17 protein-coding genes are annotated in these 14,561 nt (G+C 68.6%); 11 read left to right on the forward strand and 6 right to left on the reverse strand.

The window, feature by feature from the left end; genetic code table 11:
- Positions 1-93: 93 nt before the first annotated feature.
- The 7 genes from ACIRG5_RS13940 (at position 94) to arfB (ending at position 5,863) form a co-directional block, all read left to right on the forward strand.
- Positions 94-840 (forward strand): maleylpyruvate isomerase N-terminal domain-containing protein, encoded by a 747-nt coding sequence (locus tag ACIRG5_RS13940; protein WP_402904571.1) that lies wholly within the window; start codon positions 94-96, stop codon positions 838-840.
- Complete coding sequence (locus ACIRG5_RS13945; protein ID WP_402904573.1) at positions 840-1,157, forward strand: hypothetical protein; 318 nt, start codon at positions 840-842, stop codon at positions 1,155-1,157. The genes ACIRG5_RS13940 and ACIRG5_RS13945 overlap by 1 nt, the downstream gene beginning before the upstream one ends.
- Entirely contained in the window at positions 1,157-1,519 is a 363-nt protein-coding gene (locus tag ACIRG5_RS13950; protein WP_402904575.1) for a hypothetical protein, read from the forward strand. The genes ACIRG5_RS13945 and ACIRG5_RS13950 overlap by 1 nt, the downstream gene beginning before the upstream one ends.
- 97 nt (positions 1,520-1,616) lie before the next feature.
- On the forward strand, positions 1,617-3,122 hold the full coding sequence (gene purF, locus ACIRG5_RS13955) for an amidophosphoribosyltransferase (protein ID WP_090066113.1): 1,506 nt from the start codon (positions 1,617-1,619) through the stop codon (positions 3,120-3,122).
- 29 nt (positions 3,123-3,151) lie between these two features.
- Positions 3,152-4,213 (forward strand): phosphoribosylformylglycinamidine cyclo-ligase, encoded by a 1,062-nt coding sequence (purM, locus tag ACIRG5_RS13960; RefSeq protein WP_402904577.1) that lies wholly within the window; start codon positions 3,152-3,154, stop codon positions 4,211-4,213.
- 54 nt (positions 4,214-4,267) lie between these two features.
- A complete protein-coding gene (locus ACIRG5_RS13965) occupies positions 4,268-5,425 on the forward strand; it encodes a SigE family RNA polymerase sigma factor (RefSeq protein ID WP_402904578.1) in 1,158 nt (385 codons plus the stop codon).
- Positions 5,426-5,434: 9 nt separating this feature from the next.
- Entirely contained in the window at positions 5,435-5,863 is a 429-nt protein-coding gene (gene arfB / locus ACIRG5_RS13970) for an alternative ribosome rescue aminoacyl-tRNA hydrolase ArfB (protein WP_319976647.1), read from the forward strand.
- Here the strand turns inward: arfB and ACIRG5_RS13975 are convergent.
- Both ACIRG5_RS13975 and ACIRG5_RS13980 read right to left on the reverse strand, forming a co-directional pair.
- The gene (locus tag ACIRG5_RS13975) at positions 5,846-6,517 is read right to left on the reverse strand and encodes a response regulator (protein WP_402904580.1); all 672 of its coding nucleotides are present in this window, start codon (positions 6,515-6,517) and stop codon (positions 5,846-5,848) included. The genes arfB and ACIRG5_RS13975 overlap by 18 nt on opposite strands.
- Complete coding sequence (locus tag ACIRG5_RS13980) at positions 6,514-8,049, reverse strand: ATP-binding protein (RefSeq protein WP_402904582.1); 1,536 nt, start codon at positions 8,047-8,049, stop codon at positions 6,514-6,516. Before ACIRG5_RS13980 ends, ACIRG5_RS13975 begins: the two co-directional genes overlap by 4 nt.
- Positions 8,050-8,179: 130 nt before the next feature.
- On the opposite strand from ACIRG5_RS13980, the gene ACIRG5_RS13985 reads away from it, so the two are divergent.
- The 3 genes from ACIRG5_RS13985 to ACIRG5_RS13995 are packed head-to-tail and all read left to right on the forward strand — an operon-like array spanning position 8,180 to position 11,178.
- A complete protein-coding gene (locus ACIRG5_RS13985; protein ID WP_402904934.1) occupies positions 8,180-9,148 on the forward strand; it encodes a Bug family tripartite tricarboxylate transporter substrate binding protein in 969 nt (322 codons plus the stop codon).
- Entirely contained in the window at positions 9,145-9,663 is a 519-nt protein-coding gene (locus tag ACIRG5_RS13990) for a tripartite tricarboxylate transporter TctB family protein (RefSeq protein WP_402904583.1), read from the forward strand. The genes ACIRG5_RS13985 and ACIRG5_RS13990 overlap by 4 nt, the downstream gene beginning before the upstream one ends.
- Positions 9,664-11,178 carry a tripartite tricarboxylate transporter permease gene (locus ACIRG5_RS13995; protein WP_402904584.1) on the forward strand — a complete coding sequence of 505 codons (1,515 nt, stop codon included), beginning with the start codon at positions 9,664-9,666 and terminating at the stop codon, positions 11,176-11,178. It abuts the gene before it with no gap.
- A gap of 40 nt (positions 11,179-11,218) precedes the next feature.
- Here the strand turns inward: ACIRG5_RS13995 and ACIRG5_RS14000 are convergent, their stop codons facing one another.
- From ACIRG5_RS14000 to ACIRG5_RS14010, 3 genes are all read right to left on the reverse strand, one after another.
- Complete coding sequence (locus tag ACIRG5_RS14000) at positions 11,219-11,728, reverse strand: BTAD domain-containing putative transcriptional regulator (RefSeq protein WP_402904586.1); 510 nt, start codon at positions 11,726-11,728, stop codon at positions 11,219-11,221.
- A complete protein-coding gene (locus ACIRG5_RS14005) occupies positions 11,725-11,991 on the reverse strand; it encodes a hypothetical protein (protein WP_360040989.1) in 267 nt (88 codons plus the stop codon). Before ACIRG5_RS14005 ends, ACIRG5_RS14000 begins: the two co-directional genes overlap by 4 nt.
- Positions 11,992-12,373: 382 nt before the next feature.
- Positions 12,374-12,646: a hypothetical protein gene (locus ACIRG5_RS14010; RefSeq protein ID WP_402904588.1), complete on the reverse strand. Its 273-nt coding sequence runs from the start codon at positions 12,644-12,646 to the stop codon at positions 12,374-12,376.
- On the opposite strand from ACIRG5_RS14010, the gene ACIRG5_RS14015 reads away from it, so the two are divergent.
- Entirely contained in the window at positions 12,645-12,914 is a 270-nt protein-coding gene (locus ACIRG5_RS14015) for a hypothetical protein (protein WP_402904590.1), read from the forward strand. The genes ACIRG5_RS14010 and ACIRG5_RS14015 overlap by 2 nt on opposite strands.
- Before the next feature lie 141 nt (positions 12,915-13,055).
- Here ACIRG5_RS14015 and ACIRG5_RS14020 read toward each other — a convergent pair whose 3' ends face one another.
- The gene (locus ACIRG5_RS14020) at positions 13,056-14,549 is read right to left on the reverse strand and encodes a CoA-acylating methylmalonate-semialdehyde dehydrogenase (protein ID WP_402904592.1); all 1,494 of its coding nucleotides are present in this window, start codon (positions 14,547-14,549) and stop codon (positions 13,056-13,058) included.
- Between the last annotated feature and the right edge of the window lie 12 nt (positions 14,550-14,561).

Below are 14,561 nucleotides of genomic sequence, written 5' to 3' on the forward strand. Positions count from 1 at the left end.
GCCACCCCCTGTTGGTCACCGATCAATGCGACGCAGATACATGATGGCCGGTTCCCCACTCATCGATGGGCGGTTTCGGGCACGATGTCGTTCATGGTGCAGACAGGGTGGACGGCCCAGCGGTGGACCGCTGTGTTCATCGAGCAGGCGGAGTTGTTCCGCAAGGCAGTGGCAGACGCGGACCCTGCCGCTCCGGTGCCGACACGCCCCGGCTGGACCGTGCAGGACCTGGTCATCCACCTCGGGCGGTTCCTGGAGACCTCCACCGAGTACCTGCGCACCGGCAGCCGCACCGCGATGGCACCGCCGCCCCCGCAGGCCGGTCTGACGCCGTTGCAGTACCTCGACCTGCAACTGACCGCAGCCGCGGAGATCCTGACGGCCGTGCCGGGAAACCGCCCGGTGTGGACGTTCTCACCGGCCGCGCCCGACCTGGCCTGGGTGTGGCACCGCCGGATCGCGCACGAGACGGTGCTGCGCCGGTTCGACGCGCAGACGGTCGTCCGTCAGGTCGTGGCCACGGACGCCGACCTCTGCGCCGACGGCATCGACGAGGTGCTGACCACGATCGTCGCGGCCAATCTCGACGGCGACGTGCCGAACACCGTGACCGGCACCGCGGTCGTGCGTCCCACCGACGTACCGGAATCCTGGTTGATCTCCCTCGTAGCTGGTGAGGTGCCCGAAGTCCGTGCCGCGGCCCCCGGTGAGGAGGGCGACGCGCAGGTGACCGGCGAGGCCGAGGTCGTCTACTTCTGGCTCTGGAACAGGATGTCCTTCAAGGAGATGACCGGCGACCGCCGCGTGCTGGACGTCCTCCAGGTCGGACGGGGGCACTGATGCGCAAGCTCGCGGTGGCAGTGCTGGGATGCCTGTTGCTCACCGGATGTGCGGCGAACTGGCAGCAGGAGGTTCGGTACAAGATCGTTTCGGTGGACAACGACACCCCAACCGAGTACTTCAGACTCGAACTGGTGGGTGACGCGCCCAAGGGTGCGCTGGAACCGGAACAGTTGAAGTGGCACTTCATGCAGACCACGGAGATCAAAGGCGGCCAGATCGGCGACGAGGTGCTCTGCGCCGTCGACCAGGAGAAGGGCAACGCGTTCGGGAACTCGAACGTCGTGACGCATCTCAAGAACTGCAAAAAGGCTTGATGCGCAAGATCATCGCGGTGCTCGCGGCCTGTCTGGTGCTGACCGGCTGCGGGCTCGGCCGCTGGGAAGGCGAGATTCGCTTCAAGGTCACCAGCATCAACAACTGCTACGACGGCTACAGCGACGTGATCTGCGCGACCCGCATCTACCTCGACCTCGTGGGCAACCTGCCAGGCGGCGCACCGGACAAGAGCTCCTTCAAGGGTGCCTTCGTGGAGCCGGACGACTTCGAGGACGAGTCGAAGGTGCGCGACCAGGTGGCGGTGGGCGACGAGATCATCTGCGTGGGCCAGGAACAGTCCGAGGGCTTCGAGTACCTCAACGGGAACCCGCTGCAGCTCTCGAAGTGCCGGATGGCATGAGTTTCATCACCTCACCAGGGGTCTGGAGGGGGTAGTTGGCCCCCTGCTCCACTTACACTCGGGTTGCAGCCAGCCCCATCGTGAGGGAGCCAATTCGGTGGTCGACGACCATTCCCAGTCCGAACAGGAACCCCGTGAGGAGTGTGGCGTCTTCGGCGTCTGGGCTCCCGGTGAAGACGTCTCGAAGATGACCTACTACGGGCTCTACGCCCTGCAGCACCGCGGCCAGGAGGCAGCGGGCATCTCGGTCGGAGACGGGGCGCAGGTCGTCGTCTTCAAGGACCTCGGACTCGTCAGCCAGGTGTTCGACGAGCAGGTCCTGCAGAGCCTCAAGGGCCACGTGGCCGTCGGCCACTGCCGCTACTCCACCACCGGGTCCACGACCTGGGAGAACGCGCAGCCCACGTTCCGCACCACCGCCGCCGGGTCCGGTCTGAGCCTCGGCCACAACGGCAACCTCGTGAACACCGCCGAGCTGTTGGAGAAGGCCAAGTCCCTCGGTATCGTCGAGCGCAACGGCGCCACCACCGACTCGGACATCCTCTGCGGCCTGCTCGCCCACGCGGCGGCCGACAAGGGCATCGAGCAGGCCGCGCTGGAACTGCTGCCGACCGTCAAGGGCGCGTACTGCCTGACGTTCTCCGACGAGTCCACGCTGTACGCGGCGCGCGACCCGCACGGTGTCCGCCCGCTGGTGCTCGGCCGGCTGGAACGCGGCTGGGTCGTGGCGAGCGAGACCGCGGCACTCGACATCGTCGGCGCGAGCTTCGTGCGCGAGGTCGAGCCCGGTGAGCTGATCGCGATCGACGGCGACGGCCTGCGTTCCACCCGGTTCGCGACGCCAGAGCCCAAGGGCTGCATCTTCGAGTACGTCTACCTGGCGCGCCCGGACACGACGATCTCCGGCCGCGGCGTCCACGCGACGCGCGTCGAGATCGGCCGCCGGCTCGCCAAGGAGCACCCGGTCGAGGCCGACCTGGTGATCCCGGTGCCGGAGTCCGGCACGCCCGCCGCCATCGGCTACGCGCAGGCCAGCGGCATCCCGTACGGATCGGGCCTGGTCAAGAACGCCTACGTCGGCCGGACGTTCATCCAGCCGTCGCAGACCATCCGTCAGCTGGGCATCCGGCTGAAGCTGAACCCGTTGCGCGACGTCATCCGCGGCAAGCGGCTGGTCGTCGTGGACGACTCGATCGTGCGCGGCAACACCCAGCGCGCGCTCGTCCGCATGCTGCGCGAGGCCGGTGCGCTCGAAGTGCACGTGCGGATCGCCTCGCCGCCCGTCAAGTGGCCGTGCTTCTACGGCATCGACTTCGCCTCACGCGCGGAGCTCATCGCGAACGGCCTGGACGACGACGGCATCCGTCGCTCGGTCGGCGCCGACTCACTCGGGTACGTGTCGCTGGAGCAGCTCGTCGCGGCGACCGAGCAGCCCAAGTCGCGGCTGTGCTCGGCGTGCTTCGACGGCGAGTACCCGATCGAACTGCCGCAGGACGCGCTCATCGGCAAGCACCTGCTCGAGGGCCTCAAGGGCGTGTCGGGCTCAGCCGCTCCCGTCCTGGCGAGCGGCTATGGTGCCGAAGACGCCCTGCGTCGTCCCTGAGCACCCAGATCCAAGTGGAAGAAGTTGACGTGACCGACAGCGCCAAGGCCACCTACGCCGCCGCCGGAGTCAGTATCGCCGCAGGTGACGAGGCGGTGGAGAAGCTCAAGCCGTGGGCGGCCAAGGCGCATCGGCCCGAGGTGCTCGGTGGCATCGGTGGCTTCGCCGGCCTGTTCCAGCTCAAGCTCGACCGCTGGAAGGAGCCGATCCTCGCGTCCTCCACGGACGGCGTCGGCACCAAGATCGCGATCGCGCAGGCGCTCGACAAGCACGACACCATCGGCATCGACCTCGTCGCCATGATCGTCGACGACCTGGTCGTGTGCGGCGCCGAGCCGTTGTTCGTGCAGGACTACATCGCGGTCGGCAAGGTCGTCCCGGACAAGATCGCGGCGCTGGTCAAGGGCATCGCCGACGGCTGTGTCCAGGCCGGTTGCGCGCTGCTCGGCGGCGAGACCGCGGAGCACCCCGGCCTGATGGGCGACGACGACTACGACGTCTCCGGCACCGGCGTCGGCGTGGTCGAGCACTCCAAGCTGCTCGGCCCCGACCGCGTCCGCGACGGCGACGTCGTGATCGCGATGGGCTCGTCCGGCCTGCACTCCAACGGCTACTCGCTCGCCAGGCACGTGCTGCTGGAGATCGCGCGCATGCCGCTGGAGGGCCACGTCGAGGAGTTCGGCCGCACCCTCGGCGAGGAGATGCTGGAGCCGACCAAGATCTACGCCAAGGACTGCCTGGCGCTGATCGCCGAGACCGAGGTCCGCTGCTTCTCGCACGTCACCGGTGGTGGCCTGGCCGCGAACCTGGCCCGCGTGCTGCCGGAGGGCCTGCACGCGACGCTGGACCGCGGCACCTGGACGCCCGCGCCCGTCTTCCAGCTCATCGCCCAGCGCGGCCGGGTCGAGCGCGAGGAGATGGAGAAGGCGTTCAACATGGGCGTCGGCATGGTCGCCGTCGTCGCGCCGGAGGACGTCGACCGCGCGCTGGCCGTGCTGACCGCCCGCCACGTCCCGGCGTGGGTGCTCGGCGAGATCACCAAGTCCGCCGAGGGCGGCGCCAAGCTCGTCGGCGACCACCCGCGTTTCTGAGGCAACCTCCTGAGACGGTCGTCGCGTACTAAGCGGCGACCGAGGAGGGGGCACTTGGACCGCGACCGCGAGTTCGGGGAGTTCGTCGACGCCCGTGCGCTCGTCATGCGCCGCACGGCATACCTGCTGTGCGGCGACTGGCACTGCGCGGAGGACATCGTCCAGACCGCGCTGATCAAGATGTACGTGGCCTGGTCGCGCGTCCGAAAGGACAGCGTCGACGCCTACGCCCGCAAGGTGCTCGTGCGCACCGCCATCGACGAGACCCGGCGCGGGTTCTTCCAGCGCGAACGCACCGTCGACGCCGTGCCCGAACGCGCCGTCGCGGACTCGACGTCCGACCTGGACCTGCGCGAGGCCCTCGACACGTTGCCTCCGGGACAACGCGCTGTCGTCGTGCTGCGGTACTGGGAGGACCTGAGCATCACCGAGACCGCCCGCATCCTCGGCAGGACGGAGGGCACGGTGAAGAGTCAGGCCGCCAAGGGCCTCGCCGCGTTGCGTGATCTGCTGGAGAACGAGCCGGCGTCGCGGATCCACACCTCAGAGGTGATCCGCAGGGGCAAGACCAAGCTCGTACGCCGGCGCACGGCGATCGCGGGAGCGATGGTGTTCACGCTGCTCGCCGGCGTCGGCGTGACCGGGTACCTGGCGGCGACGCCGCACAAGGCGTCGGCACCGGCGACGTCCCAGGACGCCGGGGGTGTGGTCGACCGCAACGCTGAGCTGACCAAGCTGCTGCGGAGGCAGTACGCACTGCCTGCCGGTGTCACCGCCGAGGACGTCCCCGAGATCAGGGCCGGTGCGTTCGTGTTCTTCACCCGCGACACCAACACGCCCGACAACAAGCGACGAGCCGTGGCCAGGCTGCGGGACGCACAGGGCATCGGCGGCGTCACGATCGCGATCGGCCGTGCCACGAGCTCCGGACCGGGCAACTGCGACGATCCGTCGTGCCGCATCGAGGAACGTGACGGCATCAGGATCCGCAGCATCCAGCTGCCGAGCACGACCCTGGGTGCGCAGATCGTGTACGTCGACGCCATCCGCCCCGACGGCACGAGCATCATGCTCAGCAGCGACAACATCGGCCGCTTCAGCAACGCGGTGTGGGGCGACCCGGACATCGGCGGGGCTCCGCAGCGGTCCGCGCCGGTGCTGGACCGCGAGGAGCTGATAAAGATCGCGACATTGCCCGGCCTCACCTTCTAACCTTGAGACATGAACGACGTGACCGTGACGAGGACGCTGGTGGTGCCGGCGTCCGAGCTGCGCGAACGTTTTTCCAGGTCAGGTGGGCCGGGCGGGCAGGGAGTGAACACGGCGGACAGCCGCGTGGAGCTCTCGTTCGACCTGGCTGCCTCGCCGTCGATCCCCGCGCACCTCAAACAGCGGATGCTCGACCGGCTGGCCGGCAGGCTCGTCGACGGCGTGCTCACGATCGCCGCCTCCGAGCACCGCGCGCAACTGCAGAACCGCGCCGCCGCCCGCGAACGCCTCGCCGTGATCCTGCGCGAGGCCGCTGCACCACCGCCTCCGATGCGCAGGGCGACCAAGCCCACCAGGGGTTCGCAGGAACGCCGCATCGCCTCGAAGAAGCGCCGTGCGGACACCAAACGCGGCCGCGGCCGTTCAGGCTCCTGGGACTAACGCGTAGATCCGTTCGGGCCGGCCGGTTCCGCCGTACCGCAACCGGACCTCGGCCCGTCCCGTCGACACGAAGTGCTCCAGGTACCGGCGCGCGCTGACCCTCGCGACGCCCGTCGAGGAAGCACATTCCGACGCCGACAGCCCTTCCGGACGCGACCGCAGCGCGGTGTCCACGAGTCGCGCGGTCTCCGGCGTCAAACCCTTGGGCAGCAACGGTTTCGAGGTGGGCCGCGCGCCGAACACCTGGTCCACGTCCGCCTGCCCGGCCGAGTCGAGCCGGTGCAGCTTGTCCCGCAACGACGCGAAGTGCGCGAGCTGGTCGCGCAGGGCCTGGTAGTCGAACGGCTTGATCAGGTAGTGCAGTACGCCACCGCGCATCGCACTGCGCACGGTCTCGACGTCGGTCGCCGCCGTGATCACGATGACGTCCACGTCCTCGTTGGCGCGCAACGACTTCAGCACGTCCAGCCCGCTTTGATCGGGCAGGTAGATGTCGAGCAGCACGAGGTCCGGCTTCAGCGAGGCGGCCAGCCGCACCGCGTCCCCGCCGGTGTGCGCGACGCCGACGACCTCGAACCCGTCGGTGCGCGTGACGTACCCGCTGTGCACCTTGGCCACCATGAAGTCGTCGTCGACGACCAGCACCCGGATCACCAGGGCAGCCTTGCCGTGAACACCGAACCGGACACGCTCACCGAACCGCCGCGCCGCAGGCACGCCCGCCTGATCAGCGCGAGCCCGATGCCGCGTTCGCCGTGCGATGCCGCCTTGGTCGTGAACCCGTGCCGGAACACCTCTTCCGCGAGTTCCGGCGCCACCCCGGGACCGGAGTCGCGCACCACGACCTGGACCTCGTCGTCCAACTGCATCACACCCACCTCGATCCACTTCCCCGCGCCGTTCGTGTTCAGCGAACTCAGCGCGTCCAACGCGTTGTCGACGAGATTTCCCAGCACCATCACCAGATCCGCGGACAGGGCCTCGTCGACCCTGCCCAGCACGCTGTCCGGGCCCAGCCGCAGCGCCGTGCCGCGTTCGGCCGCGAGCGACGCCTTGGCGATCAGCAGCGCGGCCACGGCGGGGTCGCCGATCGACTCGCCGACCTCGGTCCGCCACTGGTCCTGCGCCGAGCTGATCTGGTGAATGTAGTTGGTGACCTCGTCGTACTCCTTCAACGAGATCAGGCCGGCGATGGTGTGCAGACGGTTCGCGAACTCGTGCGCCTGCGCCCGCAGCGTGTCCGTCGCGTGCTGCGAGGCGTCGAGTTCGTGTTGCAGCGCAAGGAGTTCCGTGCGGTCTCGCAACGTCACGACCGCGCCCGCGCCGTCGATCGGCATGCGGTTCAACGTCAGCACCACGCCCTGCCGCAGCACCAACTGGTCGACACCGGTCGCGCGGCCGGTCAGCACGTCGCGCAGCCGGTCGTTGAGCTCCAGTTCCTCGACCGAGCGGCCGACCGCGTCCTCCGGCAACGCCAGCAGGTCGCTCGCGTGGTCGTTGACCAGCGTGATCCGGTTCTGCCCGTCGAGACCGACGACGCCCTCGCGGATGCCGTGCAGCAACGCCTCGCGGTTCTCGACCAGCGCGGTGATCTCGTGCGGCTCCAGCCCGAGCGTCTGGTTCTTCACCCTGCGGGCCAGCAGCAACGACCCGGTGACGCCGATGATCAGCGCGATCGCCAGGTAGCGCAGCACGTCGACCGGCTGCTCCAGCGCGCCGGCGAAGATCCCCGGTTCCTCGGCGCCCGCGATCACCATGCCGTTGACCTGGCGGCTGGTCGGGTCGAACACCGGCACGTGCGCCTCGATCGAGTCGCCGATGGTGCCCGTCCAGGACCGGCCTTCCAGGGCCGTGGCTCGGGTGTCCAGAGTGGACCCGATCTGGGCCGGGTCCGGTGAGGCGATCACGAGCCGGTTCTCGTCGAGGATCAGCACGTAGGAGGCGCCGGACAGGCTGCGGGCCGTCTCGGCGGGCGCGGACAGCAGGCGCCAGTTGCCCATCTCCTCCTGGACCAGCGAGTTCGCGGCGACGGTCTCGGCGACCGAGAGCATCCGCCGTTCCTCGTTGGAGCGAAAGTTGCTGCCCGTCTGGACGACAGTCAGCGCGCCCACCGCGCCCAGTAGCAGGGTGACGACTACGAGTTGCCATGCGAGGAGCTGACTGGCCAGGGAACGGCGGCGACGCATGTGACCTCCCGTGACCAGAAAGACCGAAAGAAACCTTAGAAGCGCAAGAGCGACATCAAGGTTTACACGAGAGCAACATGTCCAACCACGCGGACGAGAGGCGGGGATCACAGTGTCGGTGAAGGTGTGGGTGGCGGTGGCGACGGCGTTGCTCGCCGTCCTGCTCGTGCCGCCGCTGCTGACGCCGGGTGCGGACAGCGGCGAGACGAGCCAGGTACGAGCGCTGCGGGTGCTGGTGCCGAACGCTCCTGGCGGCGGTTACGACATCACGGCTCGCACGGCGGCGAAGGCCATGGAGGACGCTGACCTGCTGCGCAACGCCGAGGTGTTCAACCTCCCCGGCGCCGGCGGCACGGTCGGACTCGGCCGCACGGTCGGTGAGCGCGGCAACGGCAAGCTGATCATGTCGATGGGTCTGGGCGTCGTGGGCGCGGTGTACACGAACAAGTCGCCGAACTCGCTGCTCGACACCACCCCGATCGCGAAGCTGATCGAGGAACCGGACATCGTCGTGGTCGCGAAGGACTCGCCGTACACGTCGATGCAACAACTCGTCGACGCCTGGAAGGCCAACCCCGGCACGGTGACGGTCGGCGGCGGTTCGGCTCCCGGCGGCCCCGACCACCTGGCGCCGATGCTGATCGCGAAGGCCGTGGGCCTGCCGCCCAAGACCGTCAACTACATCCCGTTCGACGGCGGCGGCGAGCTGCTGGCCAGCGTTCTGGGCGGCAAGGTCGCGTTCGGCGTCTCCGGCGTCGGCGAGTACCGCGACCAGATCCAGGCCGGCACGTTGCGGGTGCTCGCGGTGACGAGCAAGGACCGCATCCAGGGCATCGACGCGCCGACGTTGCGACAGTCCGGTGTGGACGTCGAGTTCACCAACTGGCGCGGCATCGTCGCTCCGCCCGGCATCTCGGCGACCGACAAGGCGAAGCTGGTCGAGGTGTTCCAGAACCTCCAGAGGACGCCGCAGTGGAAGGAAGCGTTGCAGCGCAACGGCTGGACGGACGCCTTCGCGCCGGGAGACGAGTTCAGGACCTTCCTGGAGAACGAGAACAAGCGGGTGGCAACGGTGCTCAAGGACTTGGGGCTGGCATGACGACCGTGATGAAGCCGGAGCGGAAGAACTGGCTCCGCGAACACTCCGAGCTGGGCATCTGCGCCCTGCTGGTCGTGCTCGGCGTGCTGGTGCTCACCGACGCGCTGCGCATCCCCACGGACTTCGCCCAGCGCGGCCCCGTCGGGCCGAAGGCGGTGCCGATCCTGGTCGGCTCGCTGCTGCTGATCGTCGCCGCGTTGCTGGCCCGTGACGTCCTGCGCGGCGGCAAGGGCGAGGCCGAGGCCGGCGAGGACGTCGACCTGTCCGCACCCGCCGACTGGCGCACGGTTCTCCTGCTGTGCGGTGCTTTCCTCGCGAACGCCGCACTGATCGGCGTGGTCGGCTTCCCGATCTCCGGCGCGATCCTGTTCTGGGGCGCGGCCTACGCGCTCGGCAGCCGCAACCTGGTGCGCGACCCGTTGATCGCGGCCAGCCTGTCGATCTTCACCTTCGTGGTGTTCAACAACCTGCTCGGTGTCCCCCTGCCCGGTGGCCCGTTGATGGAGGTGTTCTAGGTGGAACAACTGCTCGACGGCTTCGCGACCGCGCTGACGCCGACACACCTGCTGCTCGCCGCCATCGGCGTGCTGCTCGGCACCGCGATCGGTGTCCTGCCGGGCATCGGCCCGGCCATGGCGGTGGCCCTGCTGCTGCCCGTCACCTACGGCATGGAGCCGACCGGCGCGTTCATCATGTTCGCGGGCATCTACTACGGCGGCATGTTCGGCGGTTCGACCACGTCGATCCTGCTCAACACGCCAGGTGAGAGCGCAGCGGTCGTGGCCGCGTTCGAAGGCAATCCCATGGCCCGCAAGGGACGCGGTGCGCAAGCGCTTGCCGCCGCCGCCATCGGCCACTTCACCGGCGGCATCATCGGCACGATCCTGATCGTCCTGCTGGCGCCGTTCGTCGCCAAGCACGCCGTCGACATCGGCGCCCCCGACCTGTTCGCGGTCATGGTGCTGGCGTTCATCGCCGTCACCTCGGTGCTCGGCGCGTCCCGGATCCGCGGGTTCGCCTCGTTGCTCATCGGCCTCACCCTCGGCCTGGTCGGTCTCGACGAGATGACCGGCCAGCAGCGCCTCACGTTCGGCTCGCTGCACCTCGCGGACGGCATCGACATCGTCGTGGTCGCGGTGGCGCTGTTCGCGGTCGGCGAGGCCCTGTGGGTGGCGGCCCACCTGCGCCGCAAGCCGTTCGAACCGATCCCGGTCGGCCGCCCGTGGCTGTCTCGCGCGGACCTGAAGCGCACCTGGAAGCCGTGGCTGCGCGGCCCGGTGATCGGGTTCCCGTTCGGCGCGATCCCGGCAGGCGGCGCGGAGATCCCGACGTTCCTGTCGTACGTGACGGAGAAGCGGCTCTCCAAGCACAAGGACGAGTTCGGCAAGGGCGCCATCGAGGGAGTGGCGGGCCCGGAGTCCACGGCCTCCGCCTCCGCAGCGGGCACCCTGGTCACGATGCTGACGCTGGGCCTCCCGACCACGGCGGTCGCGGCCGTCATGCTCGCGGCGTTCCAGCAGTACGGCATCCAGCCGGGCCCGCTGCTGTTCCAACGCGAGTCCGGCCTGGTGTGGGCGCTGATCGCGTCGCTGTTCATCGGCCTGACCCTGCTGCTGGTGCTGAACCTGCCGCTGGCACCGCTGTGGGCGAAGCTGCTGCGCATCCCCAGGCCGTACCTGTACGCGGGCATCCTGTTCTTCGCCTCGGTGGGCGCCTACGCGGTCAACGCGGACATCTTCGACCTGCTGCTGATGTTCGTGATCGGCCTGCTGGGCTTCGGCATGCGCCGCTACGGTCTGCCGGTGCTGCCCGCGATCATCGGCGTGATCCTCGGCCCGGCCGCGGAACAGCAGATGCGCCGCTCGCTGCAGCTCTCCGACGGCTCGCTGACCGGTCTGGTGAACAGCCCGATGGCGATCGTGGTCTACGTGATCATCGTGGTGATCCTGTTCTTCCCGCTGTTCAAGCGGTTCCTGCCGAAGCCGCCCGCCGCTGCGGCGGAGCCGGAACGCGAGAAGGTGGACGCCTGATCGCACGAGAAAGCCCCCGCTCTCCCGGCGGGGGCTTTCTTCATGCGCTGCGCACGATCAGGATCGCGAACGGCTTCTCGTCCTCCGGCCCGCGCACCGCGAACTCGGTCTGCTCGCGCAGCGTCGCCCACAGCTCCATCACGCGGGCCACCTGCGGCTCAGGCATTCCGCAGATCGTCACGAACGCCCGCACCTGCTCGGGTTTCGTCGGCAGCTTGCCGCGCTTGAGCAGCGAGTAGACCTGGCTGCGCGGCAGCTGTCTGCCCGCCCGGCGGTGGATCTCCGGCAGGGTCAGGCCCGACCGGACCTGGATCGTCCGCAGCAACTCGATGAACTCGGCCGCGGTCGCTGCTCGCAGTTCGGCGGTCGAGGTCGCGATCAGCGGCTGCACCGGATGCGGGTCGATGCCGAGTTCCGCTCCGAGAATCGCGCTCATCTCGCGGTAGGCCGCGATCGCCTCCGCGCGCCTGCTCGATCTCGACAGGCCGAGCAGGAGCTGCGGCCACAGCCGGTGCAGGCGTTCGAGCGGATCGCCCTCCGGGTAGGTCATCTCTGCTCTTCCGGCCAGACCACCATCGGACTCGCGGGCGGCAGCGGGCCGAACCTCGCGGTGAACGGACGGCTGCGGCCCAGCGTGATCGTCACGGCCAGCACGGCGGCCGTCGTGGACACGGCGACGACCGGCGAGTGGTCGTGCGCGAGCATCCACGCGGTGAAGATGAACGCGGCCGTCGCCAGCATGACCGTGCTGGCGCCGGAGGTGGAGCACCGCCGGCGCGGGTGAAGAGCCCCGTTGTAGGGGGTGGTGGTCATCAGAAACTCCTGGATGGGGTCGGCGCAGGCGTCACCGCGCGCCGGGTGGACCAACTGATTTGCAGAACAGCGAAAAGCCGTATGTGTGGAAAGCGTCCGTGCGAGCAATTGGCGTTGCCGCCGGACCCGGCGACATAACGGCTTGACCACGAGCATGTCACTCACACGGGTGATTGCCAACTGAATCGTCGTCCAGGTTTTTCATGTCCTGTGCAACGCTGTCCAGATCCGTCCAACCGGATCCAACTGGCCAGTTTCTGGCCACTTTTGCGCAGCCGCTGACCACGTGGTGGTCGATTGGTCGTATTGTCAACGTCCAATGCCGTCCAATTCTCTGGCCGGAGCTGTGGCTGCCCGTTAGGCTCGCGAGCGTGCTGGAATTTTATTCCGGCGGTGAGAAACCCCTGGCCGAGCTTTGGACCAGCTGAGCAGCGGGGTGCGGCCTCCTGTTGGCGCGGGAGGCCGTCACGCGCCGCCACTGCTGCACCCAGTCGTCGATCGCCTTCGGTGGCTCTCCGCAGCCGGTCAGGAAGGCTCTCAGCGGGTCTTCCTGCTTCGGGAGCCGGTAGATGCACATCGCGTGCGCGCTGCTCTTCGCCAACGCCAGGTCGCCGACGTTGATGGAGACCTGCCGATACGACAAACCTCTCGACATGCGCAGCAGGTTGAGTGCGCGGACGAATTCGGCACAGTTGGTGGCGCGGCATGCCGTCGCGAACGGACTGTCGTCCTCGCTGGGCGACATCGTGTTCGGTCCTCCTGCTGAGGCGTTCTTCTCCCTTTGCGCGGGTGTAACGAACGGGGCGGCGTCCGCGAGAAAGGGAGCGGTGTTCGACTGGGTGAACGCGGATCTTACCTCCGTGTCCGGCACCTTTGTCGAACCGTTCCGTCGTGTCCGGATATTCCAAGATCGGCGAAACTGAAGTCGATTTCAGCAGGACAATCGTTCGCTTAGTTCGTTTGTCCAGATCAGCGAGCTGTTCGAGCGGCTATTGGTTTGTACCAAATGGAAACGGCCACCCTGTTCGCCTCAGGCGGACAGGGTGGCCGTTGCTCCGAACGGATCAGCCGTGTGTCGGAAACCCCAGGTTCACGCCGTGCTGCTGCGGCCACCGGGCGGTGACAGCCTTGGCGCGCGTGTAGAACTTCACGCCCTCAGCGCCGTGCACGTGCGTGTCGCCGAACAGCGAGTCCTTCCAACCACCGAACGAGTAGTAGGCCATAGGCACGGGGATCGGCACGTTGATGCCGACCATGCCAACGTGCACGCGCCGCTGGTACTCACGGGCGGCGAGGCCGTCACCGGTGTAGATGGCGGTGCCGTTGCCGTACTGGTTGGCGTTCACCAGCTCCAGCGCGTCCTCGAACGTGTCTGCGCGCACGACCGTCAACACCGGCCCGAAGATCTCGTCGGTGTAGATCGTCATGTCGCGGGTGACGTGGTCGAACAGCGTCGGCGCGAGCCAGAAGCCCTCCGGGTGTCCTGCGGGCGCGTAGCCGCGGCCGTCCACGACCAGCGACGCGCCGGCCGCCTCGCCCGCGTCCACATAGGACCGGACGCGGTCCCGGTGCACGCCGGTGACCAGTGGGCCCATCTGGGCGGCGGGGTCGGTGCCCGGCAGCACCGACGGGTGCAGGTCGCGGGTCCGCGAGGCGATCTTCGACACCAGCTCGTCGCCGGTCTCGCCCACGGCCACGACCACCGAGATCGCCATGCAACGCTCGCCGGCGGAGCCGTAACCTGCGGAAACCGCGGCATCGGCGGCCACGTCGAGGTCGGCGTCGGGCAGCACGACCATGTGGTTCTTGGCGCCGCCCAGGGCCTGCACGCGCTTGCCTGCCGCGGTGCCGCGCGAGTAGACGTGCCGCGCGATCGGGGTCGAGCCGACGAACGACGCGGCGGCGACGTCCGGGTGGTCCAGCAGCGCGTTGACCGCGAAGGCGTCGCCCTGCAGCACGTTCAGCACGCCGTCGGGCAGCCCGGCCTCCTTGAACAGCTCGGCGAGCCGCAACGAAGCCGACGGGTCACGCTCGGACGGCTTCAGCACGAAGGTGTTTCCGCAGGCGATGGCGATGGGGAACATCCACATCGGCACCATCACGGGGAAGTTGAACGGCGTGATGCCCGCGACGACGCCCAGAGGCTGCCGGAACGAGTACGCGTCGACCCCGCGCGAGACCTGCTCGGAGTGCTCGCCCTTCAGCAGTTGCGGGATGCCGCAAGCGAACTCGACGACCTCAAGGCCGCGCTGCACCTCGCCGGCCGCGTCGGACAGCACCTTGCCGTGCTCGGACGTGATGATCGCGGCGAGCTCGTCGCGGTGCGTGTGCAGCAGGTGGCGGTACTCGAAGAGGATGCGCGATCGCGTCGACAGCGACGACTCGGACCAGGACAGCGTCGCCTTCAGGGACGACGAGACGGCGAGGTCGACGTCGGCCTGCTCCGCCAGCACGACCTGCGCGGCAACGGAGCCCGTGGCCGGGTCGAAGACGTCGGACTTGCGAGACGACACCCCCGTGGTGCGGGCGCCGTCGATCCAGTGGGGGATGGTGCTCAACGCGTGCCTCCG

The sequence above is a fragment of the Lentzea sp. NPDC102401 genome, assembly GCF_044765805.1.
In the GTDB taxonomy this organism is placed as follows: domain Bacteria; phylum Actinomycetota; class Actinomycetes; order Mycobacteriales; family Pseudonocardiaceae; genus Lentzea; species Lentzea sokolovensis.

What these genes read in the sequence shown, in the direction of transcription:
- ACIRG5_RS13940 (WP_402904571.1), top strand. Translation starts at nt 94, where the DNA reads ATGGTGCAGACAGGGTGGACGGCCCAGCGGTGGACCGCTGTGTTCATC.
- ACIRG5_RS13945 (WP_402904573.1), top strand. Translation starts at nt 840, where the DNA reads ATGCGCAAGCTCGCGGTGGCAGTGCTGGGATGCCTGTTGCTCACCGGA.
- ACIRG5_RS13950 (WP_402904575.1), top strand. Translation starts at nt 1,157, where the DNA reads ATGCGCAAGATCATCGCGGTGCTCGCGGCCTGTCTGGTGCTGACCGGC.
- arfB (WP_319976647.1), top strand. Translation starts at nt 5,435, where the DNA reads ATGAACGACGTGACCGTGACGAGGACGCTGGTGGTGCCGGCGTCCGAG.
- ACIRG5_RS13980 (WP_402904582.1), bottom strand. Translation starts at nt 8,049, where the DNA reads ATGCGTCGCCGCCGTTCCCTGGCCAGTCAGCTCCTCGCATGGCAACTC.
- ACIRG5_RS13990 (WP_402904583.1), top strand. Translation starts at nt 9,145, where the DNA reads ATGACGACCGTGATGAAGCCGGAGCGGAAGAACTGGCTCCGCGAACAC.
- ACIRG5_RS14000 (WP_402904586.1), bottom strand. Translation starts at nt 11,728, where the DNA reads ATGACCTACCCGGAGGGCGATCCGCTCGAACGCCTGCACCGGCTGTGG.
- ACIRG5_RS14005 (WP_360040989.1), bottom strand. Translation starts at nt 11,991, where the DNA reads ATGACCACCACCCCCTACAACGGGGCTCTTCACCCGCGCCGGCGGTGC.
- ACIRG5_RS14015 (WP_402904590.1), top strand. Translation starts at nt 12,645, where the DNA reads ATGCGCAGCAGGTTGAGTGCGCGGACGAATTCGGCACAGTTGGTGGCG.
- ACIRG5_RS14010 (WP_402904588.1), bottom strand. Translation starts at nt 12,646, where the DNA reads ATGTCGAGAGGTTTGTCGTATCGGCAGGTCTCCATCAACGTCGGCGAC.